The organism is Sphingomonas sp. DC1600-2 (assembly GCF_049897605.1).
GTDB lineage: Bacteria > Pseudomonadota > Alphaproteobacteria > Sphingomonadales > Sphingomonadaceae > Sphingomonas.
The window spans coordinates 275,142-297,490 of record NZ_JAFCWO010000001.1 but is presented as its reverse complement, the minus strand read 5'-3'; the positions used below and the strand labels follow the sequence as shown (position 1 = coordinate 297,490).

Genomic DNA, 22,349 nt, shown 5'->3' with positions numbered 1-22,349 from the left:
CTTACGCTGCCCGACGCGCGGAGGACAGGATGCGACCGTCGAGCATGTGTACCGTTCGCTTGGCGATATCGGCGTGCGCGGGGGAATGGGTGACCATCACGATCGTCGATCCGTCTGCGTTGAGCTGGCCGAGAATGTCCATCACCTGCGCGCCATTCTCGGTGTCGAGATTGCCGGTCGGCTCGTCCGCGAGGATCAGCCGCGGCTCGCCGACAATGGCGCGGGCGATCGCGGCGCGCTGCTGCTGTCCGCCGGAGAGTTGATGCGGGTGGTGCCGCTGGCGATGCGCGACGCCGACACGATCCATCGCCGCGGCGACGCGGTCCTTTTTCTCCCCCGTCGGCATTGCGCGATAGGCGAGCCCCAGGGCGACGTTCTCGGCGATCGTCAATTCGTCGATCAGGTTGAAGCTCTGGAACACGAAGCCAAGGCGATCCCGCCGCAGTTTTGCAAGCGCGCTCTCCGGTGCGCGGGCGATGTCGGTACCCTCGAACAGATAGCGACCGCCGCTCGGGCGATCGATCGTGCCGATAATGTTGAGCAAGGTCGATTTTCCGCAGCCCGATGGCCCCATGATCGCGACGAACTCGCCGGCCTCGACGGCCAGTTCGATCCCGCCAAGCGCGGTCGTCTCGATCTCGTCCGAGGCATAGGTACGGCTGACGTCCTGGAGCTGGATCATGGGCAAATCCTATTTGAGAAGAAGGGTCTGGAAGGGTGCGTAGGAGGTCAGTGCGGTGGTCACGATGCGGTCGCCTGGTGCGAGGCCAGAAATGACCTCGACCTGATCGGGATTGCGCCGCCCGGTAACGATCGCGCGCCGTACCGCTTTCGAATCGCCGTCGAGCACGAAAGCCATGGTCCCGCCGGCATCGAGCCAGCCCCCCGAAGGCGCGACGATGGCGGGCCGGTCCGCGCCGAGGATGAGCCGAACGTCGAGCGTCTGCCCGCGGTTAAGCGCGACCGGCGGGCTCGTCCTGAACGCGAGTTCAACGCGGAAACGCCCTGCCGTCACCTGGGGCAGCACCTTTAACAGGGTCATCGGATAGCTTCGACCGTCGAGGTCCGCGACCGCACCAAGGCCGGTGTGGACGCGCCCCAGATAGAATTGATCGACGTCGGCGATCAGCTTCCACTGGCCTTCTGAATCGATCTGTCCAACGGGATCGCCGCTCTTGAGCATCTGTCCCGGCTGCAGCGTGAACGCAGTAAGCCGCCCGCCGACCGGCGCGCGTAATACCAGTGCCGACAGGCTCGCGCGTACCATCGCCAGGCTCTCGCGCAACTGCTGGGAGGTCGCAGCGATGCCCGAGGATTGGGCGGCGAGCGTGACCGCCGCCTCGCTCGTGCCGCGCTGGAGCGTGGCGACGCGTGCCTGTTGATAGGCGACATCCTCGCGCACGGGGTCGATCGCGGCGCGGGCGATGATGCCCTTGTCGAACAGCACCTGTCTCTGCGCGAGCAGGGTCTGCGCCTTGGACAGCGCGTTGCGCGCATCTGCCAGGTCGCGCGCGCCGTCCTGCCGCGTGTTCTGTACCGTCAGTCGCTGGCCATTTATCGCACTCAGCTGACCGATGATTTCGGCCGAGCGGCTGGCGACGTCGAGCGCGAGCGAAGGATTGGACAAGCGCGCGAGCGGGGTGCCCGCGGCCACCATCGCGCCGTCGGCGGCCGCCAGTTCCGCGACCTGCCCGCCCGAGATGGCGGTGACGAACACCGTCCGCAGCGGCGCGACTTCGGCGCGTAACGGCACGAAATCGCGAAACGGCGCGCGCGTTACCGCTCCGGTGCGGATCGCTGCGCTATCGACGCTCAACGTATTGGAGCCGGGCATCAGCAGCCACAACACCAAGGCCGCGATCACCACCACCACGCCAATCGCACTCCGCACAATCACTCGCCAACGTTTGGCGTGGGGGCGCTCGATGCGACGGTCCATCGCTGCGCCAGATTGGGTCATCTGCGTCATGCCGACACCATAACGGATGCATCGCGACGGGCCTAAAGCGCGGAAATCCGGCGTTTCTGGCAGCAATCGCGCCGTGCGTTTCCCATATCTGTACGGACTGTCCGTTTCCGGACACTATGCAACACCATGTCAAGCGAATCGCCCGCCATCCTGATCGTCGAAGACGATGCCGACGTCGCGAAGGCCGCGCGGTTGTTGCTTGAACGCCAGGGAATGACCGTATCGATCGCCGCCGATCCTGCGGCTGCCTGGGTGTATCTCGCCGAGCGGCCTGCCGACGTCCTTCTGCTCGACCTCAACTTCGCGCGCGGGCGCACCAGCGGCGAAGAGGGTTTTGCGATGCTCGACCGCCTAATTGCGGCCGACCGCCACGCCGTGGTGATCGTCGTCACCGGTCACAGTGGCATTGCCGTCGCGGTACAGGCGATGCGCCAGGGGGCGACCGACTTTGTCATCAAGCCGTGGAACAACGAACGTCTGCTTGCGACGGTCCAGCGCGGCGTCGCGCTGCGCCGTGCGAAGCTGGATGCCGCAACAGCGCCACCGATCGACGACGGCCTGTTGCTCGGCGAAAGTGCCGCGATCGCGGGCGTGCGCGATCTGATCGCCCGTGTCGCGCCGACCGAAGCTCCGGTCCTGGTCAGCGGGGCCTCCGGCACCGGCAAGACCGTGATCGCGCGGCTGATCCATCGAGGATCGGGACGCGCTGACGGGCCGCTGGTTACGCTCCACGCGGAGACCGCCGACAGCGCGACGATCGCGGAACGGCTCGCCGCCGCTCTCGCCGGTACGCTGGTGATCGACCATATCGATCGCTTGCCGCGCAGGTTGCAAAGCGACCTTGCCCAGCAGGTCGACGGTGCGCGTGTCATCGCGACGACCCGACTGGATCGCGCGGAACTGCGCGCGGCTGTCGGCGAAGACCTGTTGTACCGCGTCAATACGATCGAAATCCGCGTGCCACCGCTAGCCGAGCGCGGCGGCGACGCGCTGCTGCTGGCGCAGCATTTTCGTTCCCTGTTCCAACATCGGCATGGCAAGCTTGGCGGACCGATTGCTGACGCTGCCGCGAAAGCGATCGCGCAATCTGCCTGGCCCGACAATGTGCGCGAGCTGCGCCTTCTGATGGAACGCGCAGTGCTGCTCGGCACGGACGACGCGCTTGGACTGGACGATATCGCGCGGCCGCCTGCGCACGACGCCGAACGGCCGCTACAGCCGGGACGATCGCTCGCGCAGAGCGAGCGGGCGATGATCGATGCAGCGCTCAAACGCTACGCGTTCAACGTGAGCCGTGCCGCAGAGGAACTCGGACTGACCCGCGCGGCCTTATATCGGCGGATGGCGCGCTATGGCCTCTGACGGCATCCGTCGCACGATCCGAGCGCTGGTCCTCGCGCTGGCGGGTGGGATCATCGCACTGGCAGCCACCCACGGCCTGTACGCGACCGCGCTGCTCGCGATTGTGGTCGCAGCCTGGACCGCGGTGCGCAATGCGGTTGAGCAGGGCGCGCCCTCGCCCGCCCTCGCACCACCGGCTCCGTTGCCAGTAAAGTCCGACCCTGAAGCACTCCAGCGCCTCACCGCCTATCTGGACCTCTCGCCGGCCCCCTTGGTCTCGCTAGATGGTGACCGCCTTCGCGCGGTGAACCGCGCGGCGCGGCGCTTGCTGGGAACGAACGACCTGGTAGCCGAACCTCCACCCGCTCTCCTGGGGATGCTGTCGGACACCCGACCCGGCCGAACCGCCAAGATCGACCTGGACGACGCCGGGGAGATCAGGAGCTTCGCGCTCACCACGGGGGACCTGGCGCTGTCAGGCCGAATGCTGCGAATCGGCGCGCTGATCGACATCGATACCGAGTTGAAGGCGGCGGAGGCGGCCGCTTTGCGCGAGCTCGTCCAAGTGCTGAGCCACGAGATCGTCAACGCGCTAACTCCGATCGCGTCGCTCGCCGCGACGGCGGTGGCGATGCTCGATGATCCCGTGCCACCGCTGCCCGAGTTGCGCGAGGCGATCGAAACGGTCGCACGGCGAGCGGCGAGCCTGCATCGCTTCGGGGAGAGTTACCGCGCGCTGGCACGCCTGCCCACCCCCGCCCTGCGGCGCACCGCGCTTGCCGGTTTTGCAAATGATCTCGCCATGCTCTTCACGTCGCGCTGGCCCGCGATCGAACTGGCGGTGGAAAAGCACGAGGCCCCCGCGCATCTGCTGATCGACCCGGACCAGCTCACCGCCGCGCTCTGGGCGGTTCTGCAGAACGCCGCCGAGGCGCTGGACAATGCGCCCGACGCCAAAATCCACCTGATATTCAAGGCGCGTGTCGGTCGGACGCTGATCGGCATCGTCGACAACGGACCGGGGATATCTGCGCGTGACGAGAGCGACATTTTTCGGCCGTTCTTCACTACCAAGGCAGAGGGCAGCGGAATCGGCCTGTCGCTTGCGCGCCAGATCCTGCGCGGCCACGGAGGCGACCTTGCCCTGGCCTCGTCTCGCGTCGGCAAGACCGAGTTTGAAGCGACTATCCCCGCATGAAGGCACTGCGCGACGCCGCGCAAATCGGTATTCGGCGGAGCGTGACAAGAGCAGACGCCCGTCGCCAGTGGCGGTCGTCCCGTTCGCTACCCCCCGATCTTCCGAAACCAGTCGTTCCCCAGGATATCGAGGGTTGGCTGCCCCTAGAGCCGTCGGATTTAGATCCAGTCGGCGCAATAAGTGGCCCCGCGCACGGGTCAGGCTTGCCTGTCGTGCACGAGGCCATCCCCTCAGAGCGCGACCACCGGGTCGGACGACAGCGACATCTGGCGGGCTTGAACGAGGGCACTCTCGATCGCGCTGCGTCGCGCCTCCTCGCCGCGGCCCAGCCCTTCGGCAACGATGACTTCGACATCGACACCGACAAAACTGAAAATCGAGCGCAGCAGCGTTTCGGCATGCTCATATGCCGAATAGGGGGATCCCTCGCCATAGACGTTGCCGCGCGCGAGCGCGACGATCACGCGCTTGCCCGTGACCAGGCCGACCGGGCCGTTCTCACCATAAGCGAAAGTCTTGCCCCTCACGGCGATGCGATCGACCCACGCTTTCAACTGGCTGGGGATCGAGAAATTGTAGAACCCGGCACCAATCACCACGATGTCGGCGTCGAGAAATTGCTGCACGTCCTCACCGCTCTCCAGCGCCAGGAAAGCATCGAGAGTCATGTGCGCGATCGGCTCGGCGGCAAGGTCGCGATAGGTGACCTCAAGGGTTGGATCGGTTTCCAAAAGACGCGCCACCACGGCGGCGGAAATGGCGCGGCTCGCTGAACCCTCACCCATGATGCTGGAATCGAGATGAAGAAGCTTCATTGATTGTCTCCGGTCTGGATTTGTGACCTGGAGCAGGTATGGAACCGAGGGCGAACCGCCAAGAACGCATATTTTTAGGACCTGGTCACATGGATATGCCCGCCACTCCAGGCATCAACGCCGACTGCCGGAGAATGAGCAGCGTGCTGTCTCTCGTCGGCGACAAATGGACGGTGATGATCGTCATGGTGCTTGCCGAACGACCGCGCCGCTTCAACGACATCAAGCGGACGATCGGCGGGATCTCGCAGCAAATGCTGACCCGGACACTGAAAGCGCTCGACCGCGACGGCATGGTCAGCCGGACGGTACATCCGACCGTGCCGCCACAAGTTGAATATGCCCTGACGGATTTGGGGTATTCGCTGTCGGAGCCGCTGCGCGCGCTAGGAGCCTGGGCGGGAAAGCATCTCGAACTGATCGACGAAAACCGCCATCGCTATGACGGGGCGCGGAAGATCGAGGCCGAGACTCCCACGCGGGCGCAAAGACCATAACGCGGCCGTTGCGCCCCGCCCTCATGGTCTGGAAGAGCGCATTGCGAGCATCACCCAATCCCCGATCGATCCCGTGATCACCACGGCACCGACGCGCCAAAGCGGTCGATGAAGCGCAGCCCCGGCGTACCCCTTTGGGCGAGCAAAGTGTCGGCCAGTTGCGGCATGGTCTCCGCGATGCTGAAGGGCGCGTGCGGTCCGCCAAGCGCGGTGCGGATCCAGCCTGGTGCCATCAGCACCATCGCACGTGGATCGCCGGCATGGCGGGCGGCAAAGCTGCGCATAGCTTGGTTGAGCGCGGCCTTGCTGCCGCGATAGACCTCAAAGCCACCGTTTGTATTGTTGGCGATGCTGCCCTGGCCCGACGACATCACGCCGATCAGGCCCGTGCGCGGCACAAGATCCTGAAGGCCTTCCACCGCCCGCATCACGCCGAGCGTGTTGGTCAGCATGACGTGCACAAATTCGTCGGTGGGGACCTCCGCGATCGTCTCCATCGCGTTGCGGTTGGCGGTGCCCGCGTTGACGAACAGCAGGTCGATGGCGCGATCCGCGAGGCGGTCGTGCAACGCCGCGATCTGGGAGGGTTCGGTGACGTCGAGCGCTTCGATCGCAACCTGGCCCGGATGGGCCTCGGCAAGATCGTGCAAATCGGTCCGGTCCGTCTCTCGCACCGTACCGATAACGTGCCAGCCCTTTTTGACGAACTCCGCCGCCAATGCGTGGCCGAGGCCTCGGGATGCGCCCACCAGAAGGAGCGTGCCGCGATCGGTTGAAATGGTCATGAGGGTCTTCCTTTGTTGCTCTGCCGGGCCCGATGTCGAGGATGCGCAGCGCACGCGCCAGACGCATAGAATGCAAAGAACAATTGCGTCTGACGCCATGTCTGGCATGCAGATCCGGCTAGGGGATGGGGATGCCGCCAATCGATCTGAACCTGCTGACCGCGCTTGATGTGCTGCTCAGCGAATGCAGCGTCACCGCCGCCGCCCGGCAGCTCGGCCTAAGCGTTTCGGCGATGAGCCGGACGCTGGCGCGGCTGCGCGTTGCGACCGGCGACCCGTTGCTGGTCCAGGCCGGACGGGCGCTCGTCCCGACGCCCTATGCGGAACAATTGGCTGAACGCGTCCACAGGATCGCGCAGGAAGCGCGGTCGGTGCTTACGCCGACGATCGAACATATCGATCCGGCGACACTCGTGCGGACCTTCACGATTCGCGCCAATGAAGGGTTCGTCTCGGTGTTCGCGGCAGCTTTGGTCGCAGCGATCACCACGGCGGCACCGCACGTGCGGCTGCGCTTCGCGCCGAAACCGGACAAAGCGGCGGTGCCGCTGCGCAACGGCACGATCGACGTGGAAATCGGCACAGTGGAAGCCTCGGCTCCCGAGCTGCGCAGCCAATTGCTGTTTCGCGATCGCTTCGTCGGTGTGGCACGGCGCGGGCACGCGCTATTGGACGGCGCAATCACGCCACACCGCTACGCAGCGTGCCGCCACGTTATCGCATCGCGGCGCGGCGCGTCGAGCGGACCGGTGGACGACGCACTCGACGCACTTGGGCTGCGGCGCGACATCGTCGCGATCGTATCGAGCTTCCTCGACGCGCTCGACATCGCCCGCCGTTCGGACCTTATCGCGCTGGTGCCGCACGCGTGCCTGCGAGGCGGAGCGGCGGCAACGGAAGGCCTCGTAGCGTTCGAGCTGCCGGTGACGACGCCGGGTCTTTCGATCAGCGTGATGTGGCATCCGCGCCTCGACGCCGATCCGGCACACCGCTGGCTGCGCCAAATGCTGATCGCGACGTGCCGGCAAGCGGTTCAACCGGACGGGGCCAGGCGGGCGACGTAATCGATAAACGCCCGGAGCGGCGGTGGCACGAGCTTGCGACTGGAATGGTAGAGAAAAGGACCGGGAAAAGGCTGCCACCACGCCTCCAACACCGGCTCGAGCGCATGGCTCGCCAGAGGCGGCCGAAGCCAGTCTTCGAAAAGGTGGATCACGCCAACGCCGGCGATGGCCGCTTCGACGCCGAGATCTATAGCTCCCCCAACGCCAACGACCAGCCGGGCCCGCGGCTCGATCCGAACGATCTCGCCGTCGCGCTCGAATTCCCAGGGAGACGTCAACCGACCACTGGCGAAGCGACCGAGAATGCACGGATGCCGGAGCAAGTCGCGCGGGTGCGAAGGCCGACCATACCGATCCAGATGCTTCGGGGAGGCAGCGGTCGCGAAGCGTTGCACTCGCGGCCCGATCGGCAGCGCGATCATGTCCTGTTCCAGCTTGTCGTCGTAGCGAATGCCCGCGTCGCAACCCGCCGCCAACATGTCCACAAAACCGTCTTCGGCGATGATCTCGACCTTTATGCCGGGATGGGCCTGGAGAAAACCGGGCAGGATTGCCGACAAGATCAGCCGCGCCGCGCTAACCGGTACGTTCAGCTTGAGCGTGCCGGTCAGGCCATCGCGCAAGTCTCCCACCGCGCCAAGCGCCGCTTCCACCTCGCCCAGAGCAGGCGCGAGCCGTTCGAGCAGGCGCGCGCCGGCCTCGGTGGGAGCGACGCTGCGCGTCGTGCGGTGGAGCAGCCGGACCCCGAGCGACGCCTCCAGCCGACGCACGGCCTCGCTCAACGTCGAGGCGCTGACACCCGCAGTTCGGGACGCTTCGCGAAAGCCGCGCGCGCGCGCCACCGCCAGAAACGCGTTCAGGTCGGTCAGGCTCTGGTTCATTGTCTGCCTTTCCGCACAGCCCGTGCTGATCATGCCGGATTATCACCATAGTCGCCATGCCCTAGCTTGAGCAGGAAGGAGACAATCCCATGCACCCGATTGATCAGGCAGGCAGCTTCACCCTTGGCGACCGCGCGGTAAGGCGGATGGGATATGGTGCCATGCAACTCGCCGGGCCGCACGTATTCGGGCCGCCGAAAGACCGCGACGCCGCGATTGCAGTGCTGCGCGACGCCGTGGACGCAGGCGTGAACCATATCGACACCAGCGACTTTTATGGCCCGCACGTCGTCAATATGCTCATCCGCGAGGCACTATCGCCCTATGCCGAGGATCTTGTTCTCGTCACGAAGGTCGGCGCGGTACGCGGGGACGATGGTTCCTGGAACCTCGCAGACTCGCCCGACGACCTGCGCCGCGCGGTTGAAGACAACCTGCGCCATCTGGGGCTGGACACGCTTGAGGTGGTCAATTTCCGTTCCATGCTGGGCGGTGGCAATGCAGGACCGGCCGAGGGCTCGATCCGCGTCCCCTTCCAAGCCCTTGTCGGCATGCGTGAGGAAGGTTTGATCCGTCACCTTGGTCTCAGCAACGTGACCGCAGCACAGGTTGCGGAGGCGAGAGCGCTCGCGCCGATCGTCTGTGTGCAGAACCAGTACAATATCGCCCACCGCAGCGACGACGCGCTGATCGATGCGCTGTCAGAGGACAGCATCGCTTTCGTACCGTTTTTCCCGCTGGGGGGCTTCAACCCGTTGCAATCGTCCCGATTGAACGCGGTCGCCCGCGACCTCCGCGCGACGCCCCTGCAGGTGGCGCTCGCATGGCTGTTGCGGCGCTCGCCCAACATCCTGCTGATCCCCGGGACCTCGTCGACCGCGCACTTGCACGAAAACCTGGCTGCCGCCTCGCTGAACCTGCCGGACGACGCGCTGGCGACGCTTAATGGGATTGGCAGCTAGGCAACCCTATCCTTCCTTGATTGCCCGAGGGGTGTTGGGGTATGTCGCCAGTCGCTGGATCATCGTTGCCGCACCAATCAGCAGCACGATCGGCACAAGCAGGACATAAAACCCAACCGTTCCGCTGAACGCCGCCAGGAGATGCCCGACGATGAACGACCCGGTGGTGCCGCCCAGCGCGGAAAAGACGACGATCAGGCCAACCATCGCGGGCTGCTCCTGCGGCCGCATCGACGACAGGATCGCCGAATTCAGCGCCGGGTAGATCGGCGCCATCAACAAGCCGATCATCGGCAAAAGATACGCCGCGATCGGCGCTCCCGCCCAGCCGGTTACACGGCCATGATGCCCGGCGGCGAGCGGCAGCACCGCCAGCATCAGCAGCGCCATCCCGGCAAGACAGCCGCAGACCAGCGGAAACCAGCCGGTCCGCCGTACGACGACGCCAGCCCCCAGCCGCCCAAGCGCCAGGCACACCGCGAAGATCGACGCCGCCTGCACGCTCATTTGCGCCGACAGACCGAGCAATTCCCGATTGAAGGTCGGAAGCCACGACCCGATGCCTTGCTCGACCAGCACATAGCAGAAGATCGCCGCGATAAAGCTCAGCGTCAGCGGCCGCCAGGCGAGCGCGAGCATTTCGCCGAATTTCTGGCGCGCACTCTCGGGTGAAGTGCCCGTCGATTCGATCGCTGCGCCCTCGTCAAAAGGGGTTAGAGTCAACAGCACCAATGCAACCCCACTTGCCGCCGCGAGCCCGTAATAGACGTTCAGCCACTGCGGGTCCGCCGGATTGACCGGGTTGATGAAGGCCGCGAAGATCCAGTATCCGCTCAGCACCCCGAGCATGAACACGCCCTCGATCACATTGAGCAGGGAAGCGTGCTGCGTGCTGTCCTTGGTCAGCAGGCCAACGAAACTATAGACCGAAACCTTGGCCACGCCGAAGCCGACCCCGACCGCAAGGAACATCAGTCGGGTGGTCCAGAAACCCGGTGCCAGCGGCATCGCCAGACATGCAAGCGCGACGACCCCGAGCGCGACGACCATCGCGCGGCGCAATCCGAAGCGCGGAAGCTGCGCGGCGAGCAGAAAGCTCGTCGCCGCGATCGACAGGTCCTTGAATCCCTCGAGCGAACTCGCCGCGCCCTTGGTGATGTGGAAGGATTCGATCGATTGCAGGATCACGGTGCCCACGCTGTTGAGCAGCACGGCAAAAACCGCATAGGTCAGGGCAAGCCCGACGATCAGTCGTGTTCGGTTCATGGTCCTCCCCTGCCGGAGCGTCGATCCGGCTTATTGTCTTGACCACCTCCTATTATGAAATGCATATCATTGGCAAATCGGGCGCGCATGCGCCGTGTCAGGAGAGAGTTTGCGTGGGGCGGTCATTACCGGAAGCGTCGTTTGCTGCCATGCGTTTTGCGCGCGATGGCTGGTGCCTGGCTGCCGAGGGGCAGACACTGCAGCTACACCATGTTCCCGCGCTCTTTTCGATCGGCAACGGCTTTATCGGGATGCGCGGTCCGGGAGACGGGGCAGATGCGCCCAGGGTCTATCTCAACGGCGTTTATGAACGCATGCCGATCGCCTATCATGAGGCGGCACACGGCTATGCGCGGGAAACCGACCTGCGGCTCGCGGTGGCGGATGCAACACGACCAGCGATCCTGGTCGAGGGCCAGCCCGCCGAGGCGGCGAGCAGTGTCACGCTTGATCTCACGCGCTGCGTCCGCGCCGAAACGGTGCTGGCCGGTGGTATCGACTTAACGATCGAACAATTCGTGGCGATGGCGCAAACCGCTCTCGTCCTCACCCGCGTCCGGTTTCCCGCAGGTAAAGACGTGGTGGTGACCCCCTTGGTGACGCCGCCTCCTGGCAGCGAGGCACCCGTCGCTGCCGAGCCGCAAAGCGACGCGATTTACGATCCGCGCATCGCGCCCACGCTTGCGGACAGCCCGTGGCGCAAGCTCGATCTCCGCGCCGGTCCCGGTATCGCCGCGCGCACCGACCGCCTGCACCGCAGCGGCTTCGTGGTGGCGAGCGCGATGCAGGAAATCGGACGCCGTACCGCCGGCAATCTGGTCGAGGTCGATTTCGTGTCGGGCTATCAGGCCGCGCGCGACGAACCCGTACTGGAGCCGCTGCTTGCCACGCTCAACGCGGCGCAAGCGCGGGGCTATGACGCGTTGCTGGCCGAACAAACCGCATGGTTCGCCGACTTCTGGTCGAGCAGCACTGTCAGCATTCCGGACCAGCCCGAAACCGAACTGGCGATCCGCTATGCGCTTGCGGAATTGACGATGGCGGTCGGGCGCGACGGCAAGACCTCGATCGGGGCCAAGGGGCAGACCGGTGAGGGCTATGAAGGCCATGTCTTCTGGGATGCCGATCTCTACGTGCTGCCGGTATTTGCCTTCACGCAACCGGCGATTGCCCGGGCGATGCTGGCATGGCGGATTTCGGGTCTGGATGCCGCCCGCGACAATGCCCGCGCGATGGGCCAGACCGAGGGTGCGCTATACCCGTGGCGGACGATCGGCGGGCACGAATGCTCGTCCTATTTCCCGGCGGGCCCCGCGCAATATCACATCAACGCCGACATCGCCTACGCGCTGGAAACCTATCTTGCGGCGACCGGCGACCGCACGATTCTCAACCAGGGCGGGGCGGCGATGCTGGTGGAGACCGCGCGCATCTGGCTGGCGATCGGATACCATGATGGGGATCGCGACGATGCCTTCGTCATCAACCGCGTGACCGGCCCCGATGAATATTCGGCGATCGTCGACAACAACCTCTATACCAATGTGATGGCCGCACGGCATTTGCGCTTCGCCGCGCGCGAAGGGCTGGCACTGTCGCTACTGGATGCGGCGGAAGCCGCGCGGATGGTGCGTGCTGCCGACGCGATGCTCCTGCCGTTTGACGATGCACGGCAGGTCTATGCGCAGGACGATGGCTATTTCGCGCTCGATCCATGGCCGTTCGCCGACACCCCGCCGGAGAAATATCCGCTGCTGCTGCACTTCCACCCGCTCGCCATTTATCGGCGGCGGGTGTCGAAGCAGGCGGACGCAGTGCTGGCAGTGGCGCTGCTCCCCGAAGCCTTCGCCGACACCATGCGGCAGCGGATGGTCGAGACCTATGAGGCGACGACGACCCACGATTCGACCCTGTCCGCCAGTGCCTTCGCCACCGCAGCGGCGCGTGCGGGCGATGGCGCGCGCGCGGCGCACTATTGGCGCGTCGCCGCGCTGACCGATTTGTCCGATCTGTTCGGCAATACCGATCACGGGCTGCATATGGCCGCCTTGGCGGGAAGCTGGACGACGCTGGCGATGGGCTTTGCCGGGATGCGAGTCGAGGGCGACACGCTCTGTTTCGATCCGGTCGAGATTCCCGGCCTGCCCGAATACCGCTTTTCCATCACCTATCGCGGTGTGCCGGTCGAAGTGACGGTCTCCGGTGCCACCGCGCGCGTATCGGTGCGGGGCGACCACGCCGTGCAGATCCGCATCGCGGGCGTCGATGTGGCGACGTCCTCGGAAATCCAGAACGCGCGAGCGACCGTATCATGACCTTCCGCGCCGCACTTTTCGATCTGGATGGCGTGCTGGTCGACAGCGCGCGTCTGCATTTCGTCGCCTGGAAACGGATCGCCGATGAGCTCGATATTCCCTTCGACGCGGACGACAATGAAGCGCTGAAGGGCGTCGATCGCATGGGGTCGCTCGAGCACATCCTGCGGCTTGGGGGCCGCACGCTGGACCTGCCCGCGAAAGAGCACCTCGCCGCCCGCAAGAACGGCTTCTACCTCGATGCCCTGACGACGATGAGCGACGCCGACGTGCTGCCCGGTGCTGCGGCATTGCTGGCGCGGGCGCGCGAACGCGGGTTGCTGCTAGGGGTCGCCTCCGCCAGTCGGAATGCCACGGTCGTGCTGGAACGGGCCGGGCTCTCGCGCGCCGTCGATTTTATCGCAGATGCGGCAAAAGTCGCGCACTCGAAACCTGCGCCGGACATCTTTCTTGCTTGCGCGACGGGCTTGGGCGTGGGGCCGGCCGAGTGTGTCGGCTTTGAGGACGCGGCGGCCGGCGTAGACGCGATCAAGTCCGCCAACATGGTGGCGATCGGGATTGGCGACCGCGAGATTTTGGCCAAAGCCGATTTGGTCTTCGCGGCAACCGCCGATGTCGATCTCGACCGCGTTTTGCGGCTGTCCCCGAGAGCGCCTCAGGTCTGACGGACGATCAGCCGCGTCGGCAACAGGCTCGATTTGGGCCTGCCGCCTTCGAGGATCTGCATCAGCTTTTCGACCAGAATTGCGCCCGCCAAATGGGTTTCCTGCTCGATCGTCGTCAGCGCGGGCGTGAAATCGGCGGCGGGCGGAATGTTGTTATAGCCGCACAATGCGTAGTCGGTCGGCGCTTCCAGTCCGAATTCGCGGAACGCGGCAACGATCGCGATCGCAGCGGTATCCGAAAAGGCGAAAACGGCGTCGGGCGGGGGATTCTTCTGCAGCCACGCCACCATGCTTTGATAGGTGGAGGCATAGGCCATCTGCTCGACATCGAGATGCGCCACGCTGACATCGCCGTGCTTGGCGGCAACCTCGCACAGGCCGTCATAGCGCATGCGGATTTCGGAATGGGCGATATTGCCGACATACAACCAGCGTTTGGCCTGGCGTTTGACGAACAGCTCACCGGCAAGCTGCCCGCCAAGCCGATTGTCGCTGCCGACCGAGCAATAGGGTTCCTTGGGATCGACCCCGCCCCACACGACAAACGCCGCACCGGCGCGCGCAAGATCGCGCAGCATCGGTTCGCGCACGCCCTGGCCGAGGAAAATGAAGCCGTCCGCCACGCGCGAACTGATCAGGTCGAGATGGCTTTGCACGTCGGTGAGGCTGGGGGGCGACAACAACAGGTCCTGGTTGCGGACCGACAATGCCTCCGAAACGCCTGCCAGCAATTCAAAGATGAACGGGTCGGCAATCCGCCCCGCGCGATGCGATCCGAAATCGAGCACCACCGCGACAGTGTCGTTACGCGCCTGCCGCAGCTTCTGTGCGTTGCGATTGATCGCATAGCCATGTTCGCGCGCCACGCGCAGGACACGCTCGCGCGTTTCCGCATTGACCAGCGGGCTGTTGTTGAGAACGCGCGACACCGTTGGCTTTGACACGTTCGCAAGCTGGGCAATGTCCCCCATGTTCAAATCCATGGCGCGTCGACGCAAGACAGGGCTCCTCATTTCCCGGGCAGGCAGGCGGTCGTTGAAACGGATTCCCGATAGACGGTGAAACTGCCCACCCCGCCTGAATGCGATGAAATACGCATGGACGGGAAGGTGATGCAACACGTGCTTCTCACGAAGCGGGCAAGCTGCCGTTTGGGTTTGCCCCGCCAAACCCCGGTCCCGGCAGGTCGAGCGGCACCACTAGCGCCTTATGCGATTGTTTTTCCGCTATATTTTTCAACATTCCGCGAACTGTAACAAACCATTGAAATGCAATTCATAGACGTGTATCCCTCCTGTCATAGCCGGTTCCCGAGCAGGAATGCGGCGTGAGGGAGAGGAAGATGAAAGTTTCGCGCAATCGCTCTTTGGTCGCCGTTTCGGGGGTCGCGCTGGCGATCGCACTGGCCAGCCCCGCTGCCGCCCAGGACGTCCCTTCGCCGACAGCGCTACCTGCGGTCAGCGCACCGGCTGACACAGCCGACCAAACCGACATTGTCGTCACCGGGCGCCCCGCGGGCAGCGGAATCAACAAGCTCGAGGCCGGTTACTCGATCACCACCCTTTCCGCCGACGACTTGAAGCTGCAGGCCCCGAAGAGTTCGGGCGACGCGCTCAAATCGATTCCCGGCGTCTGGGTGGAAAGCTCTGGCGGCGTCGGCACCTCCAACATCTTCGTGCGCGGCATCCCCAGCACCGGGGACGCACCGTTCGTGACGCTGCAGTTCAACGGGATCCCGGTCTACGGGGTCAGCAGCCTCTCCTTCATGGACCAGACGGGGTTGGTCCGGATCGACGAGACCGTCGCCGGAATCGAGGGCGTCAATGGCGGCCCGCAGTCGCTCTATTCGGACGGCCAGGCCGGTCTCACCACCAATTTGCGCCTGCGTGAAGGCGGCGAAGTGACGCATGGCAGCATCGGCGCGTCGATCACCGACTATAGCGCCTGGCGAACCGACGGCTATCTCAGCGGCAAGGTCGCGGACGACCTCTATTACATGGTCGGCGGCTATATTTCGCGCGGGGACAGCGTGCGACGCGCTGGGTTCGACACCGAAAAGGGCCAGCAATTCACCGCGAACATCACCAAGAAGTTCGCGGGCGGCAAATTCAACATTTTCGCGCGCTACACCGACGATCACGGTGAATGGTTCCTGCCGTTCGCGGCCAACGTGCCGGGTCTCGATCTGGGGCGCTACAACCAGCTCAACCAATATACCCGCTATGCGACGATCATTTCGCCCGGTGCGGCGGGCAGCGGTGCGACCGAGCGAGTCGATCTCGCCCAGGGGCGCGGCTGGAAGGGCGTCGTAACCGGTGCCAGCCTCGATTACGATTTCGGCGGCGGCCTGTCGGTCACCGACCGGTTTGGTTTCACCAGCGGCACGCTGCGCACGGCTGGCCTGGTTCCGGCGGGGGCAGGCGCGGTAACGGTTGCGACCGCCCTGGCGACTGCCGGCACGCCCGGCCAGACCACGGTGCGCACGCTCAATACCGGGCAAACGCTTGCCGCGACCGATTATGTCCAGCAATTCGGATCGTGGTTGGTCGAAAAGAAGCTGCAAAACGTTTCGAATGAAGCAGTGCTGAACTTCAAGCGCGGTGCCAATACGCTCAACCTCGGTTATTATTTCTCGCACTTCACCTCGGATGACGCATGGAGTCTGGGCGGCAATCGCTGGGCGCAGGTTGGCGGGTCGGGCGATCTCGTCAATCTCAATAATGGAACCCTGTCCGCCTTCGACATTTCCGATCGCGGCCGCGCCGATGTGAACGCGGTCTATCTGTCGGATTCGTTCAACATCACCGAAGCGCTGCGGATCGACGCAGGGGTGCGCCACCAGTGGACCGATATCGATTTCACCATCACCGGTAACGGCCTCCCCAACGCAGCGAAAATCCACCGCGAAGCCACGCCGTGGACCGTCGGCGTCAACTACCGTGCGCTGCGCAATCTCGACGTCTATGCCCGGATATCGCAGGGGTATCACTCGCCGTCGTTCGACGATGTGCGGTCACAGCTCGGCAATACCGGGCCGCGGCTCGACCTGAACTGGAGCGTGCGCTCCTATGAAGGCGGTGTGAAGTATCGCGGCGGCGGTTTCGAGGCCGCACTGACCGGCTTTTATGACGAGGTCGTGGGCGCGGTGTACAATGACGTTGGCGTACCCCCGCAAATTGCAGGTTCGAAGACCAAGGGCATCGAGCTCGACGCATCCTACCATCATACGAGCGGCCTCGGCTTTACCGGCAACGCCGTGCTCGAAGATGCGAAGACCGACACGCCAGGCATCCCGGCTATCGACGGGAAGAATGCGCAACGTATTCCGTCTTATCAGGTTCGCGTGACGCCGACCTATACCACCCGCATCGCGGACGACAGCGACCTAACGCTCTATGGCACCTATGAAGCGATCGGGAAGCGCTACAGCGATCTCGCCAACACCCAGTTGTTGCCTGCTTATGCGACGGTCAGCGCGGGGCTTCGCGCCAAGATCAAGGGCTACACCTTGCAGGTAGCAGGCGACAATCTGACCAACTCGCATGGCCTGACCGAGGGCAACCCGCGCTTCCTGGCCGGGCCAGGGGCCGCGCTGCCCGACGTGCGCCCGATCTTCGGGCGGTCGTACCGGGTCACGGTAAGCTACGCCTTCTGATGAAGACGGCCGAGCGGCGCGCCGACCATCGGCGCGCCGCTCATTTTATGCGCGCGGCCGGTCCGCTCAGCCGTGCAGTGGCGACAAATGGCTTTTGCTGGCGTGGTGGTGCGCGCCTTCGGTGTGGTGATCGCCATTGGGTTCGACCGCCACCACATTGACCGAGCCGAAACGCACGCCCCGTTCCGCGCGGATCAAATCCGCCAGCGCCCGAACGGCAAGCGTCGGCCCCTTCAAAATAACCGTCTCGAACAAGCTGGTATGATCCAGAATGATCTGCGTCGACGAGACGATGAGATCATGATGCTGATGCTTGATGTCGAGCAACCGTTGCGCGAGCAAGCGCGTGCTGTGGCTATAGACATAGGCAAGGTTCGCGACACACTCCCCCTCCGTCGTCGAGTTGCGATGATGCGTCTCCACGGCCTCGCGCACCAGATCGCGAACTGCCTCCGAGCGCGTCTGATACCCCTGCTCCTTGAGCATCGCATCGAACAGCGGCGCAATCCTGAGATCTAGCGAAACGGTGACGCGTTGCATCGTTGGGGAGCTCCTATTGTCCCCACATATCGCAGTGGGAGACCGCACGGTATTTTTATCCAACGCAGCTCCCCCGAATTTCTTTGCAAGCGGAGGCAACCAAATCGACGGCGCGAAACGTACCCTTTCACGTGTGAACTTTTTTAAAAAACTGCATACAAAAGGGAAACGCCCGTGCCACAAAAGACCCCGTCCGCAAGCGCGATCCAAGCCGCGCGGGACCGTGGCACCGGGCGATCGCTACAATGGCGGGAGCTGCTGTGCGGGGCGGCCACCTTGCTGATCGCGCAATCGGTCGTCACGAACCTCGCCGCCGCGCAAGATATGCCGCAAGCCCCCGATTTTCCGGCGCCGACCGACGCCCAGCACCCCGACGACATCATCGTCTACGGTCGTGCCATCGCCCAGATCGGCATTGCCACCTCGGGATCGCAGGGTGTTGTCGGCTATAAGGATTTCGCGGACAAACCGCTCTCGCGGGTTGGCGAGTTGGTCGAGAATGTGCCGGGCGTGATCGCGACCCAGCATTCGGGCACGGGCAAGGCCAATCAATATTTCCTGCGCGGCTTCAACCTCGACCACGGCACCGATTTCGCAGGGTTCGTCGATGGCGTGCCGATCAACATGCGCACGCATGGCCATGGCCAGGGCTATCTCGATCTCAATTTCCTCATTCCCGAGCTGGTCGAACGGATCGACTATCGCAAAGGCCCCTATTTTGCCGATGTCGGGGATTTTTCGGCCGCAGGCACGGTCAAATTCACCACCGCCGACCATCTGGCGCAGCCGATCGCGCAAGTCACCGCCGGGAGTTTCGGCTATTATCGGGCGTTGGCGGCGGGCAGCACCGGGGTGGCGGGCGGCGATCTGCTGCTCGGGCTCGATGGCACGGTGTCCGATGGGCCGTGGGTGCTGAAGGAACGGCTGCGTAAGGTGAATGCGCTTGCCAAATATACGCGCGACGGCTTCAGCCTCGGCTTGACCGCCTATCACGCGACCTGGAACTCCACCGATCAAGTGCCGCTCCGCGCGATCGACAGCGGCTTGATCAGCCGCTTTGGCAATATCGATCCCTTTCTTGGCGGCGAAACCACGCGGATCGGGCTGACCGGCAACGGCCATTTCGACAATACCGAGGTTTCGCTGTTCGGCCTCTATTACCGCTTCCGCCTGACCTCCAACTTCACCTATTTCCTCGATGATCCGGTCAATGGCGACGAGTTTCAACAGCGCGACCAGCGCGGCGTTTTCGGCGGGTCGATCCGCCACACCATGCCGACCACCATCGCCGGCCTGCCCGTGACATTCGTGATCGGTGGCGACACGCGCTACGATCATATCGGCAAGATCGGCCTGTATCACACCGTCAAGGGCGTGCCGATCGGCACCGTGCGGCAGGACCGGGTGGAGGAATATAGCGCTGCCTTATATGGCGAGGCGACTGCTGCCCTGACCCCGCGCCTGCGCCTCGTCCTCGGGTTGCGCGGCGACCTTTACGGCTATGATGTGCACGCACAAACGCAGGCCGCCAATTCCGGAAGCGGATCCGACACCATCCTCGGGCCAAAGGCTGCTCTTGCGTGGCGCGCGACCGACCATCTCGAACTCTATGCCAATTATGGCGAGAGCTTTCACTCCAATGACGTGCGCGGTGCCGCGATCACGGTAGACCCCAAGAGCGGCGCGCCCGCCGACCGCCTGCCGGTTTTGGTGAAGGCGCGCGGCGTCGAGCTGGGCGCGCGCGTGGAGTATAAGCGCTTCACCGCATCGATCGTCGGCTATTATCTGACGCTGGGGTCTGAACTGGTCTTCTCGGGCGATGACGGGACGACCGAACCCAATGACGCGACCCGTCGCTATGGAACCGAGGCCACGCTGTTCTGGCGGCCGACATCGTGGCTCGCGCTCGACGGATCGGCGGCCTTCACCCATGCGCGCTTTCACGACGTGGCGGTCGGGCAGGATCGCATTCCCAATTCGGTCGGCAACGTCCTGGCCGGCGGCGCGGCGGTCGATTTCGGACACGGAATCACCGGGTCGGTGCGGTTGCGCCACTTTGGCAGCGCGCCGCTGCTCGAAGATGGCAGCGCCCGCTCGCAGCCGACCACGCTCATCAATTTCGGGGGATATTACACGCTGGGCCGGTTGAAACTTGGCCTCGATGTGCTGAACGTGTTCGACGCGAAAGACGCCGACATCACTTACTTTTACACCTCGCGCCTGCAGGGCGAAGCGAGCGGCGGCGTCGACGATTACCACCTGCACCCGGTCGAACCGCGCCAGGTGCGCGTCAGCTTGCGCTACGGACTTTAGCGTCCCCGTTCGCCCTGAGCCTGTCGAAGGGCCGGCTCCGCATGAGATTTGCCAGAGGGGGATGGGGCTTCGACAGGCTCGGCCCGAACCGAAGATAACAAAACGGCCGCTGCGGTTGAACCGCAGCGGCCGTCGCCTTGGACAATCGGGCCGGGCCACAAAGGCCCGACCCAACCGTTCATTTCGGCAGGGTTTGTGGTGTCGCCGCCGGATCGACCGGGATGACATCGCCGGGCTTAACCGCCGCCGGGGTCGCGTTGGGCGACGCCTGGAAGGCGCTGTTGAATCCGGTCCCGAATTGCTCCTGGAATGCCGGGCTTGGCGTCGGCGTGGGGGTTGGCGTCGGCGTCGGGGCGTTATACCCAGAACAACCGGCCAGTCCGAGCGCCAGTCCGGAGACCGACAGGATGAGCGCGATTTTTCTCATGCTTCCATTCCTTTCGGAGACGGCGATCACTGGCCAACCCGGTGCGCGGAGAGCGGCGTCCCAGGCAGCGGGGCGTTCAGATAGGGGAAGGTTCCCTGCACATCATTGGCGCTGATCGGCGCACCGTCGGTATACGGCACCTGTCCGGTCGGGGCATCGCCGGGCTTGCACAGGCCAAGATCCGTCGGAGCACCGTTCGCGCCGATCGGCACGGGGTAGCACAAGGCCCCCATCGCCACGCGCAGCGTGATATCGACCGTGTCATCGCCCGGACGGCGACCGTTCGGGTAGCCGGCCAGATCGCCGGCTGCGACGCCGAGATTGGCTTGCTTCGCCTGCGGCGTGACCGGAACATTGGTGTTCAGGCGCATCATTTCCGACGCCGTGACCGTGCCGAGCTGGTTCAAATTCTTGAAGCCGGTGAGGAAGGTGGCCACAAGATCGGCACGCGGGAAGTTGGTCGGAGCGAGCGTCTTGAAGTTCGCCTTGGCCAACTGGTTCACCGGCGCGACGAAGAGCTGGTTGAGCACCTCGGGATAGGTCGGATTGGTGACATAGGTGCCGAACTGCGCATCATCCTTGGGGTCCGATGCGTTAAACTTGTCCTTGTCGGGCAAGCCGATGACAAGCTCGTTCACCAGCGGCATCGCCAGGCGCGACACCTGGGTGTACGCACCACCTGACAGCGTCGGTGCGGCATAGCTTGCCTTGGGATCGACCAGACGCGCCTGCGGCAGGCTGGCCGTCTGCCATCCGCCGATCACGCCGTTGCTGCCCTGGGGCGTCAGGCAGCTGATCGGAACTTCCATTGCGATGCTGGTGACGTTCTTCTTACCGACCAGTTCGTCATTCGCGCGGTTCTGGGTGATGCCCAGCGGAAAACCGCCCTTGTCGCCCGCGCCCGGTGCCGAATCGCCCTCGATCGGCACGAAGTTGACCATGTCGAAGATGCCGCCGAGATTGACCGCGAACGCTTCGGCGCGCTGACCCACGAACACACGACCCGGCATGCCGCAACCGGGAATGTTTACGTTGTAAACGAACTGCTTGGCATAGCTGTTATAATCGGGGAACGTCTTCACGCCGGTATTGTCGAGCGGCTTGGTGAAGGTCGTCCCGCCACCTGCGGCGTTGGTGATCGCAGCGCGGGTGCCGGTGTGGCGATCGCCCGTGATCAGCGTAACGGTATAGGACTCGACTTCGGCGGTATTCGGGTCGGTGGTCTTGGTCACCGGGCCGCTCTGGCGCAGCGCGGTCGCCACATTGGTGCCGCCGATGTTGAGCATCAGGCCGCCATTTTGCAGCGTGTTGCTGAACTTGAACTGATAGGTCAGATGTTCCTTGGCATCGCCGACATTGTCGATGTGGATTTCATAAACCGCATCGGGATCCATCGTGAAATAGTTGGGGCCGCCGCCCGGATCCTGCAGCGGCTGATAGTTGGCGATCAGCGTGACATATTGATCGCGGCCGGGCTCGTAGCTGCGGAACATGTAGAAGTCGGTCGAATCGGTCTTCGGCGACTTGGTGATGCCGGGGGCTTCACGGTGGCTGGAGGCAAAGCTGGCGGAGGCATCGGTCACCAGGACCGTGGTCGCCAACATGAGCCCGACGAGTTTACGTGTGCGTGCTTTCACTGCTATCTCCGGGGATATG

At 64.3% G+C, this 22,349-nt stretch carries 19 protein-coding genes; 9 read left to right on the top strand and 10 right to left on the bottom strand.

The genetic code is table 11. The features are described 5' to 3' along the window. Position 1: 1 nt before the first annotated feature. Entirely contained in the window at positions 2-682 is a 681-nt protein-coding gene (locus ACP7BL_RS01495) for an ABC transporter ATP-binding protein (RefSeq protein ID WP_126845147.1), read from the bottom strand. 9 nt (positions 683-691) lie between these two features. Then, on the bottom strand, positions 692-1,969 hold the full coding sequence (locus tag ACP7BL_RS01490) for an efflux RND transporter periplasmic adaptor subunit (protein WP_231564953.1): 1,278 nt from the start codon (positions 1,967-1,969) through the stop codon (positions 692-694). A 126-nt stretch (positions 1,970-2,095) separates the two neighbouring features. Between ACP7BL_RS01490 and ACP7BL_RS01485 the strand changes: the two genes are divergently transcribed. Together ACP7BL_RS01485 and ACP7BL_RS01480 are read left to right on the top strand one after the other, a co-directional pair. Then, on the top strand, positions 2,096-3,331 hold the full coding sequence (locus tag ACP7BL_RS01485; protein WP_033964061.1) for a sigma-54-dependent transcriptional regulator: 1,236 nt from the start codon (positions 2,096-2,098) through the stop codon (positions 3,329-3,331). Further along, positions 3,321-4,508, top strand: a complete 1,188-nt coding sequence (locus ACP7BL_RS01480) for a sensor histidine kinase (protein ID WP_033964059.1) — start codon at positions 3,321-3,323, stop codon at positions 4,506-4,508. Before ACP7BL_RS01485 ends, ACP7BL_RS01480 begins: the two co-directional genes overlap by 11 nt. A gap of 230 nt (positions 4,509-4,738) precedes the next feature. Here the strand turns inward: ACP7BL_RS01480 and ACP7BL_RS01475 are convergent, their stop codons facing one another. Next, the gene (locus tag ACP7BL_RS01475) at positions 4,739-5,323 is read right to left on the bottom strand and encodes an FMN-dependent NADH-azoreductase (RefSeq protein ID WP_126845148.1); all 585 of its coding nucleotides are present in this window, start codon (positions 5,321-5,323) and stop codon (positions 4,739-4,741) included. Between the two features lie 89 nt (positions 5,324-5,412). Here ACP7BL_RS01475 and ACP7BL_RS01470 point away from each other — a divergent pair, with 89 nt between their 5' ends. Beyond that, positions 5,413-5,820 (top strand): winged helix-turn-helix transcriptional regulator, encoded by a 408-nt coding sequence (locus tag ACP7BL_RS01470; RefSeq protein WP_033964057.1) that lies wholly within the window; start codon positions 5,413-5,415, stop codon positions 5,818-5,820. 77 nt (positions 5,821-5,897) lie between these two features. On the opposite strand, the gene ACP7BL_RS01465 is transcribed toward ACP7BL_RS01470, so the two are convergent. Next, positions 5,898-6,605, bottom strand: a complete 708-nt coding sequence (locus ACP7BL_RS01465) for an SDR family oxidoreductase (protein ID WP_033964056.1) — start codon at positions 6,603-6,605, stop codon at positions 5,898-5,900. Between the two features lie 131 nt (positions 6,606-6,736). Here ACP7BL_RS01465 and ACP7BL_RS01460 point away from each other — a divergent pair, with 131 nt between their 5' ends. Then, positions 6,737-7,669: a LysR family transcriptional regulator gene (locus ACP7BL_RS01460; protein WP_426257439.1), complete on the top strand. Its 933-nt coding sequence runs from the start codon at positions 6,737-6,739 to the stop codon at positions 7,667-7,669. Here ACP7BL_RS01460 and ACP7BL_RS01455 read toward each other — a convergent pair. Beyond that, a complete protein-coding gene (locus ACP7BL_RS01455; RefSeq protein WP_033964054.1) occupies positions 7,639-8,550 on the bottom strand; it encodes a LysR family transcriptional regulator in 912 nt (303 codons plus the stop codon). The two genes, ACP7BL_RS01460 and ACP7BL_RS01455, sit on opposite strands and share 31 nt — an antisense overlap. Positions 8,551-8,639: 89 nt before the next feature. On the opposite strand from ACP7BL_RS01455, the gene ACP7BL_RS01450 reads away from it, so the two are divergent. Continuing rightward, positions 8,640-9,512, top strand: a complete 873-nt coding sequence (locus ACP7BL_RS01450) for an aldo/keto reductase family oxidoreductase (RefSeq protein WP_426257438.1) — start codon at positions 8,640-8,642, stop codon at positions 9,510-9,512. A 6-nt stretch (positions 9,513-9,518) separates the two neighbouring features. On the opposite strand, the gene ACP7BL_RS01445 is transcribed toward ACP7BL_RS01450, so the two are convergent. Beyond that, a complete protein-coding gene (locus tag ACP7BL_RS01445; RefSeq protein ID WP_426257437.1) occupies positions 9,519-10,778 on the bottom strand; it encodes an MFS transporter in 1,260 nt (419 codons plus the stop codon). Between the two features lie 149 nt (positions 10,779-10,927). On the opposite strand from ACP7BL_RS01445, the gene ACP7BL_RS01440 reads away from it, so the two are divergent. After that, positions 10,928-13,093 carry a glycoside hydrolase family 65 protein gene (locus ACP7BL_RS01440; RefSeq protein WP_426257436.1) on the top strand — a complete coding sequence of 722 codons (2,166 nt, stop codon included), beginning with the start codon at positions 10,928-10,930 and terminating at the stop codon, positions 13,091-13,093. Next, a complete protein-coding gene (gene pgmB / locus ACP7BL_RS01435; RefSeq protein ID WP_426257435.1) occupies positions 13,090-13,758 on the top strand; it encodes a beta-phosphoglucomutase in 669 nt (222 codons plus the stop codon). Before ACP7BL_RS01440 ends, pgmB begins: the two co-directional genes overlap by 4 nt. Here pgmB and ACP7BL_RS01430 read toward each other — a convergent pair. Then, positions 13,749-14,756: a LacI family DNA-binding transcriptional regulator gene (locus ACP7BL_RS01430; RefSeq protein ID WP_426257434.1), complete on the bottom strand. Its 1,008-nt coding sequence runs from the start codon at positions 14,754-14,756 to the stop codon at positions 13,749-13,751. The two genes, pgmB and ACP7BL_RS01430, sit on opposite strands and share 10 nt — an antisense overlap. Positions 14,757-15,100: 344 nt before the next feature. Between ACP7BL_RS01430 and ACP7BL_RS01425 the strand changes: the two genes are divergently transcribed. Next, a complete protein-coding gene (locus ACP7BL_RS01425; RefSeq protein WP_426257433.1) occupies positions 15,101-17,413 on the top strand; it encodes a TonB-dependent receptor in 2,313 nt (770 codons plus the stop codon). A 66-nt stretch (positions 17,414-17,479) separates the two neighbouring features. Here ACP7BL_RS01425 and nikR read toward each other — a convergent pair whose 3' ends face one another. Further along, the gene (nikR, locus tag ACP7BL_RS01420; protein ID WP_010406720.1) at positions 17,480-17,953 is read right to left on the bottom strand and encodes a nickel-responsive transcriptional regulator NikR; all 474 of its coding nucleotides are present in this window, start codon (positions 17,951-17,953) and stop codon (positions 17,480-17,482) included. Positions 17,954-18,127: 174 nt separating this feature from the next. Between nikR and ACP7BL_RS01415 the strand changes: the two genes are divergently transcribed. Beyond that, entirely contained in the window at positions 18,128-20,266 is a 2,139-nt protein-coding gene (locus tag ACP7BL_RS01415) for a TonB-dependent receptor (protein WP_426257432.1), read from the top strand. Between the two features lie 178 nt (positions 20,267-20,444). Here the strand turns inward: ACP7BL_RS01415 and ACP7BL_RS01410 are convergent, their stop codons facing one another. After that, positions 20,445-20,693 (bottom strand): hypothetical protein, encoded by a 249-nt coding sequence (locus ACP7BL_RS01410; RefSeq protein WP_341202716.1) that lies wholly within the window; start codon positions 20,691-20,693, stop codon positions 20,445-20,447. Between the two features lie 26 nt (positions 20,694-20,719). After that, positions 20,720-22,330, bottom strand: a complete 1,611-nt coding sequence (locus ACP7BL_RS01405; RefSeq protein WP_426257431.1) for a DUF4331 domain-containing protein — start codon at positions 22,328-22,330, stop codon at positions 20,720-20,722. Positions 22,331-22,349 lie beyond the last annotated feature (19 nt).